The organism is Citrobacter sp. R-1.5.2, from assembly GCF_035064245.1.
Classification (GTDB): domain Bacteria; phylum Pseudomonadota; class Gammaproteobacteria; order Enterobacterales; family Enterobacteriaceae; genus Citrobacter.
Genome location: NZ_JASEYC010000019.1, coordinates 25,753 through 44,135, shown reverse-complemented (window position 1 = coordinate 44,135; position 18,383 = coordinate 25,753). Strand labels below are relative to the sequence as shown.

Sequence of the window (18,383 nt, the reverse complement as noted above, 5' to 3'; positions counted from 1 at the left end):
AGGCATTGATTGCTATGCACTTGTCTACACATCCGACCAGTTATCCAACGCGTTATCAGGAAATTGCCGCGAGACTTGAGCAGGAGCTTCGTCAACATTATCGCTGCGGTGATTACCTGCCCGCCGAGCATCAACTGGCCGCGCGTTACGAGGTAAACCGCCACACCCTACGCCGCGCCATTGACCAGTTGGTTGAGCGTGGTTGGGTTCAACGTCGTCAGGGCGTGGGCGTGCTGGTGCTGATGCGCCCGTTCGACTACCCGTTGAATGCCCAGGCGCGCTTCAGCCAGAACCTACTGGACCAGGGCAGCCACCCCACCAGCGAAAAACTGCTGGCGGTACTGCGTCCGGCTTCCAGCCACATTGCTGATGCGCTGAGTATTAACGAGGGCGATAACGTCATTCATTTGCGCACCCTGCGCCGGGTCAACGGCATCGCCCTGTGCCAAATCGACCACTATTTTTCCGACCTCACTCTCTGGCCGCTGCTGCAGGGCTTCAACAGCGGTTCGCTGCACGACTACCTGCGCGAACAGTCGGGCCTGACGCTGCTACGCACGCAAACGCGTATCAGCGCCCGCCGCGCACAGGCCAAAGAGAGCAAGGTGCTGGAAATCCCCAACATGGCGCCGCTGCTGTGCGTGCGCACCCTGAACCACCGTGAAGGCGAAGAACAGGCCGCGGAATATTCCGTCAGCCTGACCCGCGCCGACATGATCGAATTCACCATGGAGCACTGAATGCATTTCGATACCGCCACTCGCCAGCGTTGGATGCGCGCGCTGGCTTACAGCAATGCCGATGCCCTGAATGCGCGTATCAAGGCGCTCAAACTGACGCCGGACTATGAGCTTATCCGCGCCCCGGAAAGCGGACTGATGCAGATCCAGGCCCGCATGGGCGGCACCGGTAATCGCTTCTTTGCGGGCGACACCACGCTCACCCGCGCGGTTATTCGCCTGAAGAGCGGCACGCTGGGCTACAGCTACCTGCTGGGTCGCAATAAACAACACGCCGAGCAGTGCGCGGTAATTGACGCATTGCTGCAGGAACAGACGCATTTCCAGAACCTAATGGAAACCTTAATTGCCCCGCTGGAAGCGGAACGCGACGCGCTGATTAGCGCACGCCGTGCCGAAGTCAACGCCAGCCGGGTCGACTTCTTTACGCTGGTACGCGGAGATAACGCATGACCTTACAAACCGCCTTTAATTTACCTGTTCAGGATGCCCAACAGAGCTTTCGTCGTTTGCTGAAGGCGATGAGCGAGCCGGGTGTAATCGTCGCCCTGCATCAACTGAAACACGGCTGGCAGCCGCTGGGTCTGGCAACTACCAGCGTGCTGCTGACGCTGGTCGATGGCGACACGCCTGTCTGGCTGGCATCCTCGATAGATAACGATATCGCCCGGCAGAACCTGCGTTTTCACACCAACGCGCCGCTAGTGGACCAGCCGCAACAGGCCGCCTTTGCTGTCGCCGACGAACGCATCAGCAGCGAACAGCTGAATGCCCTCTCCGCGGGTTCTGCTGTGGCCCCAGAGACCAGTGCCACATTGATTGTACAGGTTGCAGGCTTAAGCGGCGGACGCATGCTGCGTCTGACCGGAGCGGGTATTGCCGAAGAACGCATGATCGCGCCACAGCTACCGGAATGTCTGATTCACGAACTTACCGAGCGCCCACATCCTTTCCCGCTGGGGGTCGATCTGATCCTTACTTGCGGTGAACGACTGCTGGCTATTCCGCGAACCACCCATGTGGAGGTGTGCTGATGTATGTCGCCGTCAAAGGGGGCGAAAAGGCGATAGCCAACGCCCATGCCCTGCAGGAAAGTCGACGCCGGGGCGATGAGAGCATTGCTGAACTAAGCGTGGCGCAAATCGAACAACAGATGAACCTGGCCGTCGACCGGGTGATGACCGAAGGCGGCATTGCCGACCGCGAGCTGGCGGCACTGGCGCTAAAACAGGCCAGCGGCGATAACGTCGAAGCCATCTTTCTGCTACGCGCCTATCGCACCACACTGCCAAAGCTGACGGTTAGCGAACCGATTAACAGCGCAGAAATGCGCCTTGAACGCCGAATTTCTGCCGTCTACAAGGATATTCCCGGTGGGCAACTGTTGGGTCCAACCTATGACTACACCCATCGCCTGCTGGATTTTACCTTGCTGGCCAACGGGGAAACGCCACCGCTGCGCAGCGCGGAAAATACGCAGGACGCCTCTCCGCACGTCTTTTCTCTGCTGGCAAATCAAGGACTGGCAAAACGTGAAGAGGATAGCGGCACGACGCCTGACGATATCACCCGCACCCCCCCCGTTTATCCCTGCTCACGCGCTTCGCGACTGCAACAGCTGATGCGCGGTGACGAAGGTTACCTGCTGGCACTGGCCTACTCCACCCAGCGTGGCTACGGGCGCAACCACCCGTTTGCCGCCGAAATCCGCAGCGGCTATGTGGCTCTGGAAACCGTGCCGGAAGAGCTGGGGTTTGCGGTGAACGTCGGCGAACTTCTAATGACTGAATGTGAAATGGTTAACGGCTTTGTTGCACCAGAAAACGAATCCCCCCATTTTACCCGCGGTTACGGGCTGGTGTTCGGCATGAGCGAACGTAAAGCAATGGCGATGGCACTGGTTGACCGCGCCCTACAGGCACCCGACTACGATGAAACGGTTACGGGACCGGCGCAGGACGAAGAATTCGTACTGGCGCATGCGGATAACGTCGAGGCGGCGGGTTTTGTTTCGCACCTCAAGCTCCCCCATTACGTCGATTTCCAGGCCGAACTGGAACTGCTTAAACGCCTGCAACAGGAGGCCGACCGTGACCACTAACCTCTCCGGCTACAACTTTGCTTATCTTGATGAGCAGACCAAACGCATGATCCGTCGCGCAATTTTGAAAGCGGTGGCCATCCCCGGTTATCAGGTGCCGTTTGGCGGACGCGAAATGCCAATGCCGTACGGCTGGGGTACGGGCGGCATTCAGCTTACCGCCAGTGTGATTGGCGAGCCGGATGTACTGAAAGTGATTGACCAGGGGGCGGATGACACCACCAACGCGGTGTCGATCCGCAACTTCTTCAAGCGCGTAACCGGCGTTAACACCACCGAACGTACAGAACACGCCACGCTAATTCAGACCCGCCACCGCATTCCGGAAACGCCGCTGGTGGAAGATCAGATAATCATCTTCCAGGTGCCAATCCCCGAGCCGCTGCGCTTTATCGAACCGCGCGAAACGGAAACCCGCACCATGCATGCACTGGAAGAGTACGGCATCATGCAGGTAAAACTGTATGAAGATATCGCCCGCTTCGGCCATATCGCCACCACCTACGCCTATCCAGTGAAGGTTAACAGCCGCTACGTGATGGACCCGTCGCCCATCCCGAAATTCGACAACCCGAAGATGGACATGATGCCTGCCCTGCAATTGTTCGGTGCAGGCCGCGAAAAACGTATCTATGCCGTACCACCGTATACACGGGTGGAAAGCCTCGATTTCGACGATCACCCGTTTACCGTGCAGAGCTGGGATGAACCTTGCGCCATCTGCGGATCAACCCATAGCTATCTCGACGAAGTGGTGCTCGATGACAGCGGCAAACGCATGTTTGTCTGCTCCGACACCGACTACTGCCGCCAACAGAGCGAGGCCCTCAGCCAATGACGCAACCGCTGCTTTCAGTCAACAACCTGACCCATCTCTACGCGCCGGGCAAAGGCTTCAGCGATGTCTCTTTTGACCTGTGGCCTGGCGAAGTGCTGGGCATCGTTGGGGAATCCGGTTCCGGTAAAACTACGCTGCTGAAATCAATCTCTTCACGGTTGACGCCGCAGAACGGTGAAATTTTGTATCAGAACCGTTCGCTATACGGCATGAACGAGGCCGACCGCCGCCGTCTGCTGCGCACCGAGTGGGGCGTGGTGCATCAGCATCCGCTGGACGGCCTGCGCCGCCAGGTTTCGGCTGGCGGCAATATCGGCGAACGCCTGATGGCCACCGGCGCGCGTCACTATGGCGACATTCGCGCCACCGCACAGCGTTGGCTGGAGGAGGTGGAGATCCCCGCCTCGCGTATCGACGACCTGCCGACCACCTTCTCCGGCGGCATGCAGCAGCGTTTGCAGATCGCCCGCAATCTCGTCACCCATCCCAAACTGGTGTTTATGGACGAACCGACCGGCGGCCTGGACGTCTCGGTACAGGCCAAGCTGCTCGACCTGCTGCGTGGCCTGGTGGTGGAACTGGATCTGGCAGTGGTGATTGTCACCCATGATTTGGGCGTGGCACGTCTGCTGGCCGACCGTTTGCTGGTGATGAAGCAGGGCCAGGTGGTGGAAAGTGGGTTAACCGATCGCGTGCTCGACGATCCGCATCATCCGTATACCCAGTTGCTGGTGTCGTCGGTATTGCAGAACTGATTTTTTGTTGTGTCGGATGGCGGCTACGCCTTATCCGGCCTACGGAGCGGCATCGCTTGTGCCGGATGGCGGCTGCGCCTTATCCGGCCTACGGAGCAGCATCGCTTGTGCCGGATGGCGGCTGCGCCTTATCCGGCCTACGTAGCGGCATTGGTTGTAGGCCTGATAAGCGCAGCGCCATCAGGCAATTGAACGCACAAATGTTTAAAGAGGCTAAAAATGAACGCGATCCGCGTTGAAAATGTCAGTAAAACCTTCGTGCTCCACCAGCAAAACGGCGTGCGTCTGCCGGTGCTGCAAAACGCGACTCTGGACGTTAAAAACGGCGAATGCGTCGTGCTGCACGGCCATTCCGGCAGCGGTAAATCGACGCTGCTACGTTCGCTGTACGCCAACTACCTGCCAGATGAAGGGCATATCCATATTCGCCATAGCGGCGAATGGGTGGATCTGGTGCAGGCTCCGGCCCGTAAAGTGCTGGAGGTCCGTCGTTCAACTATCGGCTGGGTAAGTCAGTTCCTGCGCGTGATCCCTCGAATTTCCGCGCTGGATGTGGTGATGCAGCCACTGCTGGATCTGGGCGTATCTCGTGAGGAATGTGCCGCCAAAGCCGCAAGCCTGCTCACCCGCCTGAATGTTCCTGAGCGCTTATGGCATCTCGCGCCATCAACCTTTTCCGGCGGCGAACAGCAGCGCGTCAACATCGCCCGTGGGTTTATTGTCGATTACCCCATTCTGCTGCTCGATGAGCCTACCGCCTCGCTGGACGCCAAAAACAGCGCTGCCGTGGTGGCGCTGATTGAAGAAGCAAAAACCCGCGGCGCGGCAATTGTTGGCATTTTTCACGATCAAACCGTGCGCGACCGCGTCGCGGATCGTCTGCACCTGATGGGAATAACAGCATGATTATCAACAATGTAAAGCTGGTGCTGGAAGATGAAGTGGTGCAAGGATCGCTGGAGATTGAAGGCGGGGTTATTCGCACTTTTGCCGAAAGCCAGAGCAGCTTGCCTGAAGCGCTGGACGGTGAAGGCGGCTGGCTGCTGCCGGGGCTTATTGAACTGCATACCGATAACCTCGACAAGTTCTTTACCCCACGCCCAAAAGTAGACTGGCCTGCCCACTCAGCGATGAGCAGCCACGATGCTTTAATGGTTGCCAGCGGTATTACCACCGTACTGGACGCGGTGGCGATTGGCGATGTGCGAGACGGTGGAGACCGTCTGGAAAACCTGGAAAAAATGATCAATGCGGTGGAAGAGACGCAAAAGCGCGGTGTCAACCGTGCCGAACACCGTCTGCATCTGCGCTGTGAGCTGCCGCATCACACCACCCTGCCGCTGTTTGAAAAGCTGGTTGGTCGTGAGCCGGTGACGCTGGTGTCGCTGATGGACCACTCACCGGGCCAGCGTCAGTTCGCCAACCGTGAGAAGTACCGCGAGTACTATCAGGGCAAGTATTCGCTGACCGACGAGCAGATGGCCCGCTATGAAGAAGAGCAACTCGCCCTGGCGGCACGCTGGTCACAACCCAACCGCACCGCCATCGCACAGATGTGTCGTGAACGGCAGATTGCACTGGCGAGCCACGATGACGCCACCCACGATCATGTGCTGGAATCGCATCAACTTGGCAGCGTGATCGCCGAATTTCCCACGACGTTCGAAGCTGCCGAAGCCTCACGCCAGCATGGTATGAACGTGCTGATGGGCGCGCCGAATATCGTGCGAGGCGGTTCGCACTCCGGCAACGTAGCGGCCCATAAGCTGGCCGAACTGGGGCTACTGGATATCCTCTCTTCCGATTACTACCCCGCCAGTCTGCTCGACGCAGCATTTCGTGTCGCGGATGACGATACCAACCGTTTTACACTTCCACAGGCTATTCGTCTGGTGACCCGTAATCCCGCACGGGCGTTGAATCTTGACGACCGTGGCGTGGTTGCCGAAGGAAAACGTGCAGACCTGGTGCTGGCACACCGCAAAGGCGGCAACATCCATATCGACCACGTCTGGCGTCAGGGCAAAAGGGTATTCTGACTATGGGTAAACTGATCTGGCTGATGGGGCCATCCGGCTCCGGAAAGGACAGTCTGCTGGCGGAACTCCGCCTACAGGAACCGGCACAATTGCTGGTGGCACATCGTTACATCACCCGGGCGGCCAATGCCGGGAATGAAAACCACATCGCCCTCAGCGAACAAGAGTTTTTTACCCGTGCCGGGCAAAACCTGCTGGCGCTAAGCTGGCATGCCAACGGTTTGTACTACGGCGTCGGCGTGGAGATTGATCTCTGGCTGCATGCCGGTTTTGATGTGGTGGTCAACGGTTCACGCGCCCATCTGCCGCAGGCGCAATCACGCTATGGCACGGCTTTAACGCCTATCTGCTTACAGGTTTCTCCGGCGATTTTACGCCAACGTCTGCAGGCACGCGGGCGGGAAAGCGAAACGGAAATCGCTGCCCGCCTTGAACGCGCGGCCCGCTACGCGCCTTACGACTGCCACGTCCTCAATAACGATGGAAGTTTGCTACAGTCAGTCGATACACTGCTCACCCTGATGGGACGCAAGGAGAAGAAACATGTCTGTCTGTGAATTACGCCGCGCTACGCTGTACGACACCGATGCGGTTTACGCGCTGGTCTGCGAACTGAAGCAGGGTAAATTCGATCACCAGGCCTTTAGCACCGGGTATATAGCAAATCTGCAAGACCCCAATATGCACTACCAACTGGCGCTGCTTGACGGACAGGTCATCGGATTAATCGGTCTGCATTTGCAGTTTCATCTGCACCACGCTAACTGGATTGGTGAGATTCAGGAACTGGTGGTGATGCCACAGGCACGGGGGTTAAAGGTAGGCAGCCAGTTGCTGGCCTGGGCCGAAGCCACCGCGCGCGAAGCGGGGGCGGAAATGACCGAGCTTTCCACCAGCACGCAGCGCCTTGATGCGCATCGTTTTTACCGCCGCGAAGGCTATACGCAAAGCCATTTTCGCTTTACCAAGCCGTTGTAAGGGGATGCGATGAGTCTGACCATTACGCTTACAGGAACCGGCGGCGCACAGTTGGTACCGGCTTTTGGCTGCAACTGTGCCGCTTGCCAACGAGCACGTTTACAGGCGCAATACCGCCGACGCCCCTGCAGTGGCGTGGTCAAATTCAACGACGCGGTGACGCTCCTGGATGCAGGGATCCCCCATCTGATGGACGACTGGCCGGCAGGCAGTTTCCAGCAGTTCCTGCTCACTCACTATCATATGGATCATGTACAGGGACTGTTTCCGCTGCGCTGGGGAGTGGGAAAAACAATCCCGGTGTACGGCCCACCGGATGAACAGGGCTGCGACGATCTGTTTAAGCATCCCGGTATTCTGGATTTTAGCCAGACCGTCGCACCGTTTGTGGTGTTCGATTTACAGGGACTGCAGGTGACCCCTTTACCGCTCAACCACTCGAAGCTGACGTTCGGCTATCTGCTGGAAACCGCGCACAGCCGCGTGGCGTGGCTCTCCGATACCGCCGGGCTTCCCGACAAGACGCTGAAGTTTCTGCACAATAACCAGCCTCAAGTGATTATCATCGATTGCAGCCATGCCCCACGCGCCGAGCCGCCTCGCAATCACAGCGATGTAAATACCGTCATCGCCCTAAACGAGGTTATCCGCTGCCCACGGGTGATCCTGACGCACATCAGCCATCAGTTCGACCTGTGGATGATGGAAAATCCACTACCGGCAGGGTTTGAAGCCGGGTATGACGGAATGGAGATTGTGCTGGAGTAAGGAAATTTGCCGGATGCGATGAAAACATCTTATCCGGCCTACAAACAGATGGTTAAGCGGTTCCAGGTATTCATATTGCAGGATATCACCCACAGTCGTTGGTTTTCTGGATGCCTGTTTCATATCGTTACAGCTAACGATCGTAGTCCTCTTCCATTCTGCGTTCGTCGTCTTCTAACTGACGCCGTTCTTGATCGAGCTGCCGCTGACGGTCATCCAGTTGGCGACGGCGGTCTTCGAACTGGCGACGACGATTGTCGTACTGCCTGCGGCGATCGTCACTCATCTGACGCTGCCAGCCATCATCACGTGAGTCGTCATAATCCCGATTGTTATCCGGATTATAAGCATCGCTGACGGCGCGTTGAATATTGCCAATGGCGTCATCAATAATGTCTGCATGCGCCGAAATCGTCGTCAACATCAACAAACTGAATAAAAAGAGCGTCGGGGAGCGTTTCATAAAACCAGCCTCATAAAGAAACTGGCTCCACGGTAATCAAAGTGCTTTGACGCGAGTAGCGGAGGAATCTCAATTACGTGCGCGTCGCAGCGCCTGGGCCAGCTCCCCTCGGGTAAACGGTTTACGCAATAGCGCCACATCCGGCAGTGCCGGATTATGCGCCGGGCGTAAATCCTGGCCGCTAATCAGCAGAATATTCAGTTGGGGATAATGCTTCAGGGCATGATTGACCACATCCGCACCACTCAATCCGCCTGGCAACATTAAGTCACTGACAAGAATATCAATCTCTGCTGAAGCCGCCAGCATATGCATTGCCTGTTCGCCGTTAGCGGCTTCGAGCGTCAGGTAGCCCAAAAGGTGTAATTGTTCGCACAACGTCTGACGCACATCGGCCTCATCTTCAAGCACCAGAACCAGCTTCTCACCGCGGGTCGCAGGATGCTCTGCTATCGGTTCGACCGGAACTTGCACTGGCACAACGGCACGAGGAAGCTGTAGTCTGACGGTGGTTCCCTGCCCCGGCGCGCTCTCAATTTCCACCCGACCACCGGACTGGCGCACAAAGCCGTACACCATCGACAGCCCCAGCCCACTCCCACTACCGGTTTGTTTGGTCGTGAAGAACGGTTCGAAGACCTGTGCCTTAATTTCCTGTGACATGCCACTGCCCTGGTCAGCCACTTCCAGCATCACCATGTCCTGCTTGCGGCCATCGCTACGCGTAACGCGCTGATTCCACGAACGGATCTTAATTATACCGGCCTGCCCATCCATCGCATCGCGGGCGTTCATCACCAGATTGATAATGGCGTTTTCCAACTGGCTGACATCAATCCACGCCGGCCAGGCGGGCGATTGGGCCTCAATTTCCAGGGTCAATGTGGCAGGTAGCGAATGACGCATCAACTCTCCCAGGTTTTCCAGTAGCGTTTTCAGCTCTACCGCGTGAGGATGCAAAGACTGTTTGCGTGAAAAGGCCAGCAGCCGCTGGGTCAGCAGCGCCCCACGTTCAGCCGCTTTTAGCGCCCGATGAATCCGCGGTGCATCGGGCGAATCCGGATTCACCAGATCCAGACTGCCGATAATCACCGCCAGCAAGTTATTGAAATCATGCGCCAGCCCCCCCGTCAGTTGCCCTACCGCTTTCAGCTTTTGGCTGTGTAGCAGCGCTTCTTCCAGCCCCTGGCGCTCGGTGCGGTCGATTTCCATCTGGCTGGTTTTTTCTTTTAGCAAGCGGGTGGTGTGCTCCAGCGATGCCGTATTACGGGCAAATACACTAAAGGCACGCGCCAGTTCGCCCAGCTCATCGCGGCGTTGCAGAGCCGGGACGCTGACGTCCGATTCACCGTGCGCCAGTCGGGTCATCGCTCGCGAAATGGCGGTCAGGTTGGAGCCAAGATTGCGGTAGATATACCAGCCAGCAAAACCGGTGATCACCACCGCCAGCAGCGCAAAGACCAGAATAAACAACGCGCCGGATTGCAGCTCCTGGTGGCTTTGCGCCACCCGCTGTTCGGAGATTAACGCCACCTGCGAAGCATACTGGTTGATATCACTGTTGAGGATCGCGACCAGCGCTTTGATATGAAACATATACCAGTTGATCGCCAGATCGCTTTGTTCCAGGGCGGCAGAAAGCGGCTCCAGCTTATGCAGTTCCTGATTGAAATCATTGAGAATACGGCTAATCAGCAGGTTACTGGCTTGCAGAGGCAGCGCAGGCATCACGCCGTCCAGTTGTTTGACCACCGATCGCGGCGTAGGTGTTTCAATGGCGGCCATAATTAAGCGATCCATTTGATCCAGCAGCGCGTCATCCTGTGCGTCAGTCAACTTTTGCAGATGGCGTAAGTAGCTTTGATTCTGATACAGCGAACTGAGTAGCGCGTTACGCTCCAGATGCCGCCGCTGTCCACGCTGCAACATACCTTCCACACTGCTTTGCAGCTCATTGCTGCGTTGAATAATACGCTCAACCAACCCCGGCTCCTGCTGTGCCAGCGGCGCAGCGGCCAGTTGTTCCAGCGACTGCTTCAGCGCCCGCTGGGTCTCCTGTAGACGTTCCGCTTCGCCTTTGTATTCCAGCGCCCCCACCACCTGAGATAGCCGCACCGCCGCCGTTGCTACATTTGCCGTATCGCGCGCCAGATTCATGCTGCCGGTCATGTCATCAACCGTTTGTTGCTGCACCTGCTCCTGAATCTGACTGGCGTGCTGAAACCCCAGCACCGCCACGCCGCTGACCATCAACGTGACCGCCACCACCAGCAGGTTGAAAAACAGTAATCGCCCGCGCGCGCTGGCGAAAAAGTGACGTCCCGGTTGCGGCATATCACGCTCCATGAAGAAAAATCGCAATATGACAAATATGAACGGCTTCTGACATTTTGCATTTACATTCCTGTGATGGACTGCTGATATCGGCCACCCCGCAGGAGATCCGCGATGAGCAGGACACCGGTTCTGGAAATGCGCAACATTGCCAAAGCGTTTGGCAAATTTTACGCGCTGAAAGGGGTCGATTTAACGGTCTGGCCGGGTGAGATCCATGCCCTGATGGGCGAAAACGGCGCGGGGAAAAGCACCCTGATGAAGATCCTCGCGGGGGCGTATACCGCCACCAGCGGCGAGATCCTGATTGACGGACAGCCTTTTCATATTCGTGGACCCAAGGATGCGTTAAGTGCAGGCATTACCCTGATTTATCAGGAGATGCAGCTCGCGCCGAACCTGACGGTAGCGGAGAATATCTTCCTCGGCAGTGAATTGTCGCGCGGTGGTCTGGTCCAGCGCAAAGAGATGGTGATGCAGTCGCAGAAAGTTATCGACCGACTCGGAGCCCAGTTTAAGGCCAGCGACCGGGTAATGACGCTGACCATCGCCGAGCAGCAGCAGGTCGAAATCGCCCGCGCCCTACACCGTAACAGCCGTATCCTGGTCATGGATGAACCCACCGCCGCCCTCTCCTCACGTGAGACGCACCGCCTGTTTGAACTGATCATGCGCCTGCGCGATGAAGGAATGGCGATTATCTATATCAGTCACCGCATGGCGGAAGTCTATGAACTCTCGGATCGCGTCAGCGTCCTGCGCGATGGGCAGTATGTCGGTAGCCTGACCCGCGACAAGCTTAATGCTTCGGAACTGGTGCGCATGATGGTGGGCCGCCCATTGAGCGACCTGTTCAACAAGGAACGCGATATTCCCCTAGGCAAAGCGCGCCTGAACGTTCATCACCTGACTGATGGCAACAAAGTGCAACCGTGTAGTCTGCTGGTGCGCTCTGGGGAGATTGTCGGCCTTGCAGGTCTGGTGGGAGCCGGACGTTCCGAACTGGCGCAGCTGATTTTTGGCGTACGCAAAGCGATCGGCGGCATGATTGAAGTCGACGGCGAACCGGTAGTGATCCACTCCCCACGTGAAGCAATTGACCACGGCATCGGCTTTCTGACGGAGAACCGCAAGGAACAGGGGTTATTTTTAGAACTGGCGGCAGCGGAGAACATCACCATGGCGACGCTGGAACGTGATGCCAACTGGGGGCTGCTCGATCGCAAAAAAGCGCAGGCCATTTCCGATGACGCGATTCAATTACTCAACATCCGCGTGCCGCATGCTCAGGTACGGGCGGGTGGGCTGTCCGGCGGTAATCAACAAAAATTGCTGATCTCGCGTTGGGTGGCGATCGGCCCCCGCATTTTGATCCTCGATGAACCCACGCGCGGCGTAGACGTCGGTGCCAAAAGCGAGATCTACCGGATCATGAACGATATGGCGCGCAAAGGCGTAGCGATCCTGATGATCTCCAGTGAATTGCCGGAAGTGGTCGGCATGAGCGATCGGGTATATGTCATGCGGGAAGGCAGTATTGCCGGCGAACTGGACGGGAAAAGCATTACCCAGGAAAACATTATGACGCTGGCAACCGGCGTGAACGACTCCCATCATCAGGCGGTGCCCCATGAATAATCCAACCCCTCCCCAGCAAGTGGCGAAATCCGCCTCTGCGAAAAAGATGTTGATGAGCGATCTGATGCAAACGGTCGGCATCTTACCCATTCTGATCCTGATTGTGGCCGTGTTTGGCTTTATCGCGCCAAACTTTTTTACTGAGAGCAACCTGCTGAATATTACCCGCCAGGCGTCGATCAATATCGTCCTGGCGGCCGGCATGACTTTCATCATCCTGACCGGCGGGATCGATCTCTCCGTCGGTTCAATTCTCGGCACCACCGCCGTTGCGGCCATGGTCGTTTCTCTTATTCCTGAGTTTGCCATGCTGTCGATTCCGGCGGCGCTGATGCTCGGCCTGGTGCTGGGGCTGTTTAATGGCGCGCTGGTCGCCTTCGCCGGATTGCCGCCGTTTATCGTCACGCTTGGGACTTATACCGCGTTACGCGGCGCGGCGTACCTGCTGGCGGATGGCACGACGGTTATCAACTCCAACATCAGCTTTGAGTGGATCGGCAACAACTATCTCGGCCCGGTACCGTGGCTGGTGGTGATTGCACTGGCGGTGGTGGTGGTGTGCTGGTTCATTCTGCGCCGCACCACGCTGGGCGTCCATATCTACGCGGTTGGCGGCAATATGCAGGCCGCACGTTTAACCGGTATCAAAGTCTGGCTGGTGCTGCTGTTCGTCTATGGCATGAGCGGTCTGCTCTCGGGCCTTGGTGGGGTGATGAGCGCCTCGCGGCTGTACAGCGCCAACGGCAACTTAGGGATGGGTTATGAGCTGGACGCGATTGCCGCGGTGATCCTCGGCGGCACCAGCTTTGTCGGCGGTATTGGCACCATCACCGGCACGCTGGTAGGGGCGCTGATTATTGCCACGCTTAATAACGGCATGACGCTAATGGGCGTCTCCTATTTCTGGCAACTGGTGATCAAAGGGGCGGTGATCATCATAGCGGTGCTGATCGACAAATACCGTACCCGACACCATCAAAGTGCATAGACAAGCTTACTGGCCTACTCATTCGTAGGCCTGATAAGCGCAGCGCCATCAGGCGTATAACAACAATACCCTACGTGAGGAAACGAGTATGCGTTTGAAGCCATTAGTTACCGCGCTCTGTGCTGGCGCACTGTTTGCTGCAGCTCCGTTTGTGCAGGCAAAAGAACTGAAATCGATCGGCGTCACGGTGGGCGATCTTGCCAACCCGTTCTTCGTGCAAATCACCAAAGGTGCGGAGCTGGAAGCGCGTAAACTGGCCGGTGATAACGTCAAAGTAACGTTGGTATCCAGCGGCTACGACCTGGGGCAACAGGTATCGCAGATCGACAACTTTATTGCCGCCAAAGTCGACATGATCATTCTTAACGCAGCGGATTCCAAAGGCATCGGTCCGGCGGTTAAACGGGCGAAAGACGCGGGGATTGTAGTGGTCGCCGTTGACGTGGCGGCGGAAGGGGCTGATGCAACCATCACCTCCGATAACACCCAGGCAGGCGAAATGGCCTGTAAATACATCACCGACCGCCTGAAAGGTAAAGGCAACGTAGTGATCATCAACGGGCCGCCAGTTTCCGCCGTTCAGAACCGCGTGGAAGGCTGCCAGACTGAATTCAAACGCCATCCCGATATCAAGGTGCTATCACATAACCAAAACGCCAAAGGCAGTCGCGAAGGCGGCCTGGAGATTATGACCGCACTGCTGGCGGCTAATCCGAAGATCGACGGCGTATTCGCCATTAACGATCCGACTGCGATCGGTGCCGATCTGGCAGCGAAACAGGCACAGCGCAATGAATTCTTTATTGTCGGCGTAGATGGATCGCCGGACGGCGAAGAAGCGTTGAAGCGCGAAAACTCACTATTTGTGGCGACTCCGGCACAAGATCCGCAGGTAATGGCAGCCAAGGCAGTCGAAATCGGCTATGACATATTACAGGGGAAACCCGCGCCGAAAGAACCTGTGCTGATCCCAGTGACGATGATCGATAAAAACAACGTCGGTAGCTATAAGGGTTGGACGGTGAAATAACCCGCTACAACAACGCCGGATGGCGGCAAAAATGCCGTATCCCGCCTACAAGATCGATATGAATTTGTAGGTCGGATAAGCACAGCGCCATTCGGCATTATACTCAGGAGAATTCTGTCCATGAAACGCTCCGCAATAAACGAAATTCTTGGCCACACACGCCAGTTTTTTTCCCAGCACGACGTGCATCTCCCCGCTTTCGCCAGTTTCCCACCCACGCAATGGCGAAAACTTGATGCTTCCGCCTGGAGCGAAGTCTTTGACCTCAAATTGGGTTGGGATGTCACCGCATTTGGCGGCAACAATTTCGCCGCTCAGGGCTTAACGCTGTTCACCCTGCGAAATGGCTCGCCAAAAGGTATGCCATACGAGAAGTGCTACGCAGAGAAAATCATGCATGTTCGCGATGCCCAGGTTACGCCGATGCATTTTCACTGGCGCAAGCGTGAAGACATCATCAATCGCGGCGGCGGCAATCTGATTGTCGAACTGTGGAACGCCGGTATCAGAGAACAAACGGAGGACAGCGACGTCAATGTGGTCATTGATGGTTGCCGACAAACCCATGCTGCAGGTAGCCAGCTACGCCTGGCACCAGGGGAAAGCATCTGTCTGACGCCCGGTCTGTATCACAGCTTCTGGGCTGAGGAAGGGTTTGGTGACGTGCTGGTCGGTGAGGTTTCTTCCGTCAATGACGACGACCACGATAACCATTTTCTGCAACCGATAGCCCGCTATAACGACATTGAAGAAGACGAACCGGCGCATCTGGTGCTGTGTAACGAGTACCGCCTGTTCCGTTAACCAAGGAGCGTATTATGCCGTTAATTTCCCTCGCCGATGGGCTTGCCCATGCCCGCGAGCACCGCTATGCCTTAGGGGCATTTAACGTACTGGACTCACACTTCCTGCGCGCGCTGTTTGCCGCAGCAAAACAGGAACGTTCGCCTTTTATTATCAACATTGCCGAAGTGCATTTTAAATATATCTCGCTGGACTCCCTCGTCGAAGCGGTCAAATTTGAAGCCGCACGCCATGATATTCCGGTGGTACTAAACCTTGACCACGGCCTGCACTTTGAGTCAGTGGTTCGGGCACTGCGCTTAGGCTTCAGTTCGGTCATGTTTGATGGTTCCACGCTGGAATACGAAGACAATATCCGTCAAACCCGCGAAGTCGTGAAGATGTGTCATGCGGTGGGTGTGTCGGTGGAAGCAGAGCTCGGTGCGGTGGGCGGCGATGAAGGCGGAGCACTGTATGGTCATGCCGATGAATCATTGTTTACCGACCCCATGCTGGCACGGGATTTCGTCGATCGAACCGGTATTGATGCGCTGGCAGTTGCTATTGGCAATGCACACGGCAAGTACAAAGGCGTGCCACAACTCGATTTTCCCCGTCTGGACGCTATTCGCCAACAGGCGGCAATTCCGCTGGTACTACACGGCGGCTCCGGCATTAGCGACGACGATTTCCGTCGGGCAATCGAGCTTGGCATTCACAAAATCAACTTCTACACCGGTATGTCGCAGGCGGCACTGGCTGCGGTAGAGTCGCGTATGGCTAATCGCCAGCCGCTGTACGACGAATTCGCCGAACTGCTGCTGAGTATTGAGGAAGCCATTACCGATACCGTTTCTGAACAGATGCGTATTTTTGGTAGCGCGGGGCAGATCTGATGGAACGTAAAGGCATTATCGCCGCAGGTAACATGCTGGTCGATCATGTACATCAGATTGTGCAGTGGCCAGAACGCGGCTGGCTGGCGGAGATAACCCATAGCGAACGCGCAACGGGGGGGGCTCCGCTTAACGTATTGCTCACGCTGGCAAAAATGCACACCGGGCTACCGTTGCAGGCAGTGGGCTTAATTGGCAAGGACAGCGATGGCGACTATATCATGGCGATGCTGGAACAGTATCACGTTAATCGCCAGCATGTTCAGCGCACGACATCAGCCCCCACGTCAATGTCGCAGGTGATGACCGATCCCAGCGGCCAGCGCACCTTTTTTCACTCACCGGGCGCCAATCGGCTACTCGATCTGCCTGCGTTTGAGCTGCTGGATACCTCGATGAAAATTTTCCATCTGGGCTATCTGCTGCTGCTCGATAGTCTGGACATGCCTGACGATGAGTTCGGTACGCGAAGCGCACGACTACTGGCACAAATGCGTGAAAATGGCTTTGAAACGTCACTGGATCTGGTCTCACGCAAAGGCGATCCTCGCTACCAGCCACTGGTGATGCCAGCGCTTCGCCATCTTGACTATCTGGTGATCAATGAACTGGAGGCCGGGGAATTCAGCGGACTGGAGATCCGCCAGCCCAACGGCGAATTGCATATTCCGCACATCGCTACCGCCGCCCGTGAACTACTGGACGCGGGTGTACGCCAGCGGGTGGTGATCCACTGTCCGGAAGGCGCATGGGGTGAAGATCCTGATCAGGCTGGCACCTGGATACCCTCACAATTTCTGGCCCAGGAAGAGATCGTCGGCAGTGTCGGGGCAGGAGATGCATTTTGCGCTGGTTTTCTGTATGGCTGCCACGAGCGCTGGTCGTTAGCGGACAGTATCAGGCTGGCACACGCCTGCGCGCGGGCAAGCCTGCTGTGTGCCAATGCAATCGACGGCGCAAAAACGCTGGAGGAGTTAAAAGCCGGAATGGCTGATGCCTGATGCGCTACGCTTATCAGGCATACGGGGTCGTTATCGCTTTTGTAGGCCGGATAAGGCGTTTACGCCGCATCCGGCAACTGCGCAGATCACGCCGCCTTATCGTGATGCTGCACGTCGGCGGCAAAAACATAACCCAGACCGCGCAGGGTTTTAATCAACATTGGCTGATGCGGGTTAGTCTCTATCTTTCGCCGTAGTCGCATGATTAACACATCAATAGTGCGGTCAAACACCTCAACGCTGTCGCTGCGCGTCAACTCCAGCAATTGTTCGCGGCTAAGCACCCGGCGGGCGTTCTGTGCCAGCGCCAGCAGCAGACTGTATTCGCCCTGCGTCAGGTCCACCTTCAACTGCTGAGGATTACGTAACTGACAACCTGCGGTATCCAGATGCCAGCCATTAAAGGATAACCCCGTGGTTTGTGGACCGCTGCTTTCAGGTGTTAAAACACCGACACGCCTGAGCACGGCTTTTACCCGCGCCACCAGTACCCGCGCATTGAACGGTTTGCCGATATAATCGTCAGCCCCCATTTCCAGCCCCACAACCACATCCGATTCGCTACCTAACCCTGTCAGCATCACCACCGGTAATCCCGGCCTTATTTTTTGCACCTGCTGAAGCACCATCAGGCCATTAATATCGGGCAACATCATGTCCAGCAATACCAGCGCTATATCCGGCTGAGTATCAACGCAGCGCAGCGCATCCTGTCCGGTATGACAGGCGGTCACCGCAAAGACGTGTTCACTCAGCACATCCTGGAGCAGTGTGCAGATTGCCTCGTCATCATCCACAACCAGTATGGCTGGCTTCATTGTTCCTCCCCATTTCTGGCCAACTTAAATGAGTGTGATTGATTCTGCACAGAGTGACAGCGATAAGGCACAAGGACATGTGGGAAACATAACCTCGGTCACACTGCCGGGGCGTCACGTATTGAAGATTCGTCACGTCAAATATGACGACAGCCTGTTTTTCGTCAGGGTTTTGCGCAAAATTCGCCCGTATTATCGGCGAATGCCCCTGAT

General features: G+C 56.6%; 20 protein-coding genes and 1 pseudogene. 17 read left to right on the top strand and 4 right to left on the bottom strand.

Annotated elements, in window-relative coordinates; all coding sequences use genetic code 11:
- Window positions 1-14: 14 nt before the first annotated feature.
- The 11 genes from phnF to phnP all read left to right on the top strand — a co-directional run bounded on the left by phnF (window position 15) and on the right by phnP (window position 8,219).
- Window positions 15-740, top strand: coding sequence for a phosphonate metabolism transcriptional regulator PhnF (gene phnF, locus QMN38_RS23250; protein WP_323606148.1), 726 nt, complete (start codon window positions 15-17; stop codon window positions 738-740).
- A complete protein-coding gene (gene phnG, locus QMN38_RS23245; protein WP_124021047.1) occupies window positions 741-1,193 on the top strand; it encodes a phosphonate C-P lyase system protein PhnG in 453 nt (150 codons plus the stop codon).
- Window positions 1,190-1,774, top strand: coding sequence for a phosphonate C-P lyase system protein PhnH (gene phnH, locus QMN38_RS23240; protein ID WP_323606147.1), 585 nt, complete (start codon window positions 1,190-1,192; stop codon window positions 1,772-1,774). The genes phnG and phnH overlap by 4 nt, the downstream gene beginning before the upstream one ends.
- Window positions 1,774-2,841 carry a carbon-phosphorus lyase complex subunit gene (locus QMN38_RS23235; RefSeq protein WP_323606146.1) on the top strand — a complete coding sequence of 356 codons (1,068 nt, stop codon included), beginning with the start codon at window positions 1,774-1,776 and terminating at the stop codon, window positions 2,839-2,841. The genes phnH and QMN38_RS23235 overlap by 1 nt, the downstream gene beginning before the upstream one ends.
- 46 nt (window positions 2,842-2,887) lie before the next feature.
- The gene (gene phnJ / locus QMN38_RS23230) at window positions 2,888-3,679 is read left to right on the top strand and encodes an alpha-D-ribose 1-methylphosphonate 5-phosphate C-P-lyase PhnJ (RefSeq protein ID WP_323606159.1); all 792 of its coding nucleotides are present in this window, start codon (window positions 2,888-2,890) and stop codon (window positions 3,677-3,679) included.
- A complete protein-coding gene (phnK, locus tag QMN38_RS23225) occupies window positions 3,676-4,434 on the top strand; it encodes a phosphonate C-P lyase system protein PhnK (RefSeq protein WP_003826710.1) in 759 nt (252 codons plus the stop codon). Before phnJ ends, phnK begins: the two co-directional genes overlap by 4 nt.
- 219 nt (window positions 4,435-4,653) lie before the next feature.
- Window positions 4,654-5,340: a phosphonate C-P lyase system protein PhnL gene (gene phnL / locus QMN38_RS23220; RefSeq protein ID WP_323606145.1), complete on the top strand. Its 687-nt coding sequence runs from the start codon at window positions 4,654-4,656 to the stop codon at window positions 5,338-5,340.
- Window positions 5,337-6,473 carry an alpha-D-ribose 1-methylphosphonate 5-triphosphate diphosphatase gene (gene phnM / locus QMN38_RS23215; RefSeq protein ID WP_271455189.1) on the top strand — a complete coding sequence of 379 codons (1,137 nt, stop codon included), beginning with the start codon at window positions 5,337-5,339 and terminating at the stop codon, window positions 6,471-6,473. The genes phnL and phnM overlap by 4 nt, the downstream gene beginning before the upstream one ends.
- Before the next feature lie 2 nt (window positions 6,474-6,475).
- Window positions 6,476-7,030 (top strand): ribose 1,5-bisphosphokinase, encoded by a 555-nt coding sequence (gene phnN, locus QMN38_RS23210; RefSeq protein ID WP_323606144.1) that lies wholly within the window; start codon window positions 6,476-6,478, stop codon window positions 7,028-7,030.
- Complete coding sequence (gene phnO, locus QMN38_RS23205) at window positions 7,017-7,451, top strand: aminoalkylphosphonate N-acetyltransferase (protein WP_137382893.1); 435 nt, start codon at window positions 7,017-7,019, stop codon at window positions 7,449-7,451. The genes phnN and phnO overlap by 14 nt, the downstream gene beginning before the upstream one ends.
- 9 nt (window positions 7,452-7,460) lie before the next feature.
- Window positions 7,461-8,219 carry a phosphonate metabolism protein PhnP gene (gene phnP / locus QMN38_RS23200; protein ID WP_271440953.1) on the top strand — a complete coding sequence of 253 codons (759 nt, stop codon included), beginning with the start codon at window positions 7,461-7,463 and terminating at the stop codon, window positions 8,217-8,219.
- A 51-nt stretch (window positions 8,220-8,270) separates the two neighbouring features.
- Here phnP and QMN38_RS23195 read toward each other — a convergent pair.
- The 3 genes and pseudogenes from QMN38_RS23195 to QMN38_RS23185 all read right to left on the bottom strand — a co-directional run.
- Window positions 8,271-8,342 (bottom strand): annotated as a pseudogene (locus tag QMN38_RS23195) (HigA family addiction module antitoxin); the annotation flags it as partial.
- Between the two features lie 10 nt (window positions 8,343-8,352).
- Window positions 8,353-8,682: a DDRRRQL repeat protein YjdP gene (gene yjdP, locus QMN38_RS23190; RefSeq protein WP_271455186.1), complete on the bottom strand. Its 330-nt coding sequence runs from the start codon at window positions 8,680-8,682 to the stop codon at window positions 8,353-8,355.
- A gap of 69 nt (window positions 8,683-8,751) precedes the next feature.
- Window positions 8,752-11,016, bottom strand: a complete 2,265-nt coding sequence (locus tag QMN38_RS23185) for a hybrid sensor histidine kinase/response regulator (RefSeq protein ID WP_271440955.1) — start codon at window positions 11,014-11,016, stop codon at window positions 8,752-8,754.
- Window positions 11,017-11,130: 114 nt separating this feature from the next.
- On the opposite strand from QMN38_RS23185, the gene QMN38_RS23180 reads away from it, so the two are divergent.
- The 6 genes from QMN38_RS23180 to QMN38_RS23155 all read left to right on the top strand — a co-directional run bounded on the left by QMN38_RS23180 (window position 11,131) and on the right by QMN38_RS23155 (window position 17,352).
- Window positions 11,131-12,654: a sugar ABC transporter ATP-binding protein gene (locus tag QMN38_RS23180; RefSeq protein WP_202037148.1), complete on the top strand. Its 1,524-nt coding sequence runs from the start codon at window positions 11,131-11,133 to the stop codon at window positions 12,652-12,654.
- Window positions 12,647-13,642: an ABC transporter permease subunit gene (locus QMN38_RS23175; RefSeq protein WP_271449281.1), complete on the top strand. Its 996-nt coding sequence runs from the start codon at window positions 12,647-12,649 to the stop codon at window positions 13,640-13,642. The genes QMN38_RS23180 and QMN38_RS23175 overlap by 8 nt, the downstream gene beginning before the upstream one ends.
- Before the next feature lie 88 nt (window positions 13,643-13,730).
- Window positions 13,731-14,672 carry an ABC transporter substrate-binding protein gene (locus QMN38_RS23170; RefSeq protein WP_323606143.1) on the top strand — a complete coding sequence of 314 codons (942 nt, stop codon included), beginning with the start codon at window positions 13,731-13,733 and terminating at the stop codon, window positions 14,670-14,672.
- Between the two features lie 120 nt (window positions 14,673-14,792).
- Entirely contained in the window at window positions 14,793-15,476 is a 684-nt protein-coding gene (locus QMN38_RS23165; protein ID WP_323606142.1) for a D-lyxose/D-mannose isomerase, read from the top strand.
- A gap of 14 nt (window positions 15,477-15,490) precedes the next feature.
- Window positions 15,491-16,351 carry a ketose 1,6-bisphosphate aldolase gene (locus QMN38_RS23160; RefSeq protein WP_271440959.1) on the top strand — a complete coding sequence of 287 codons (861 nt, stop codon included), beginning with the start codon at window positions 15,491-15,493 and terminating at the stop codon, window positions 16,349-16,351.
- Window positions 16,348-17,352 carry a carbohydrate kinase family protein gene (locus QMN38_RS23155; RefSeq protein ID WP_271456972.1) on the top strand — a complete coding sequence of 335 codons (1,005 nt, stop codon included), beginning with the start codon at window positions 16,348-16,350 and terminating at the stop codon, window positions 17,350-17,352. The genes QMN38_RS23160 and QMN38_RS23155 overlap by 4 nt, the downstream gene beginning before the upstream one ends.
- Before the next feature lie 86 nt (window positions 17,353-17,438).
- Here QMN38_RS23155 and QMN38_RS23150 read toward each other — a convergent pair whose 3' ends face one another.
- Window positions 17,439-18,170 (bottom strand): response regulator, encoded by a 732-nt coding sequence (locus tag QMN38_RS23150; RefSeq protein WP_271455184.1) that lies wholly within the window; start codon window positions 18,168-18,170, stop codon window positions 17,439-17,441.
- Window positions 18,171-18,383 lie beyond the last annotated feature (213 nt).

What these genes read in the sequence shown, in the direction of transcription:
- phnJ (WP_323606159.1), top strand. Translation starts at nt 2,888, where the DNA reads ATGATCCGTCGCGCAATTTTGAAAGCGGTGGCCATCCCCGGTTATCAG.
- QMN38_RS23160 (WP_271440959.1), top strand. Translation starts at nt 15,491, where the DNA reads ATGCCGTTAATTTCCCTCGCCGATGGGCTTGCCCATGCCCGCGAGCAC.
- yjdP (WP_271455186.1), bottom strand. Translation starts at nt 8,682, where the DNA reads ATGAAACGCTCCCCGACGCTCTTTTTATTCAGTTTGTTGATGTTGACG.
- QMN38_RS23150 (WP_271455184.1), bottom strand. Translation starts at nt 18,170, where the DNA reads ATGAAGCCAGCCATACTGGTTGTGGATGATGACGAGGCAATCTGCACA.
- phnN (WP_323606144.1), top strand. Translation starts at nt 6,476, where the DNA reads ATGGGTAAACTGATCTGGCTGATGGGGCCATCCGGCTCCGGAAAGGAC.
- QMN38_RS23165 (WP_323606142.1), top strand. Translation starts at nt 14,793, where the DNA reads ATGAAACGCTCCGCAATAAACGAAATTCTTGGCCACACACGCCAGTTT.
- phnK (WP_003826710.1), top strand. Translation starts at nt 3,676, where the DNA reads ATGACGCAACCGCTGCTTTCAGTCAACAACCTGACCCATCTCTACGCG.
- phnO (WP_137382893.1), top strand. Translation starts at nt 7,017, where the DNA reads ATGTCTGTCTGTGAATTACGCCGCGCTACGCTGTACGACACCGATGCG.
- QMN38_RS23175 (WP_271449281.1), top strand. Translation starts at nt 12,647, where the DNA reads ATGAATAATCCAACCCCTCCCCAGCAAGTGGCGAAATCCGCCTCTGCG.
- QMN38_RS23170 (WP_323606143.1), top strand. Translation starts at nt 13,731, where the DNA reads ATGCGTTTGAAGCCATTAGTTACCGCGCTCTGTGCTGGCGCACTGTTT.
- phnH (WP_323606147.1), top strand. Translation starts at nt 1,190, where the DNA reads ATGACCTTACAAACCGCCTTTAATTTACCTGTTCAGGATGCCCAACAG.
- phnG (WP_124021047.1), top strand. Translation starts at nt 741, where the DNA reads ATGCATTTCGATACCGCCACTCGCCAGCGTTGGATGCGCGCGCTGGCT.
- phnP (WP_271440953.1), top strand. Translation starts at nt 7,461, where the DNA reads ATGAGTCTGACCATTACGCTTACAGGAACCGGCGGCGCACAGTTGGTA.
- QMN38_RS23185 (WP_271440955.1), bottom strand. Translation starts at nt 11,016, where the DNA reads ATGCCGCAACCGGGACGTCACTTTTTCGCCAGCGCGCGCGGGCGATTA.
- QMN38_RS23235 (WP_323606146.1), top strand. Translation starts at nt 1,774, where the DNA reads ATGTATGTCGCCGTCAAAGGGGGCGAAAAGGCGATAGCCAACGCCCAT.
- phnL (WP_323606145.1), top strand. Translation starts at nt 4,654, where the DNA reads ATGAACGCGATCCGCGTTGAAAATGTCAGTAAAACCTTCGTGCTCCAC.
- QMN38_RS23180 (WP_202037148.1), top strand. Translation starts at nt 11,131, where the DNA reads ATGAGCAGGACACCGGTTCTGGAAATGCGCAACATTGCCAAAGCGTTT.
- phnM (WP_271455189.1), top strand. Translation starts at nt 5,337, where the DNA reads ATGATTATCAACAATGTAAAGCTGGTGCTGGAAGATGAAGTGGTGCAA.
- phnF (WP_323606148.1), top strand. Translation starts at nt 15, where the DNA reads ATGCACTTGTCTACACATCCGACCAGTTATCCAACGCGTTATCAGGAA.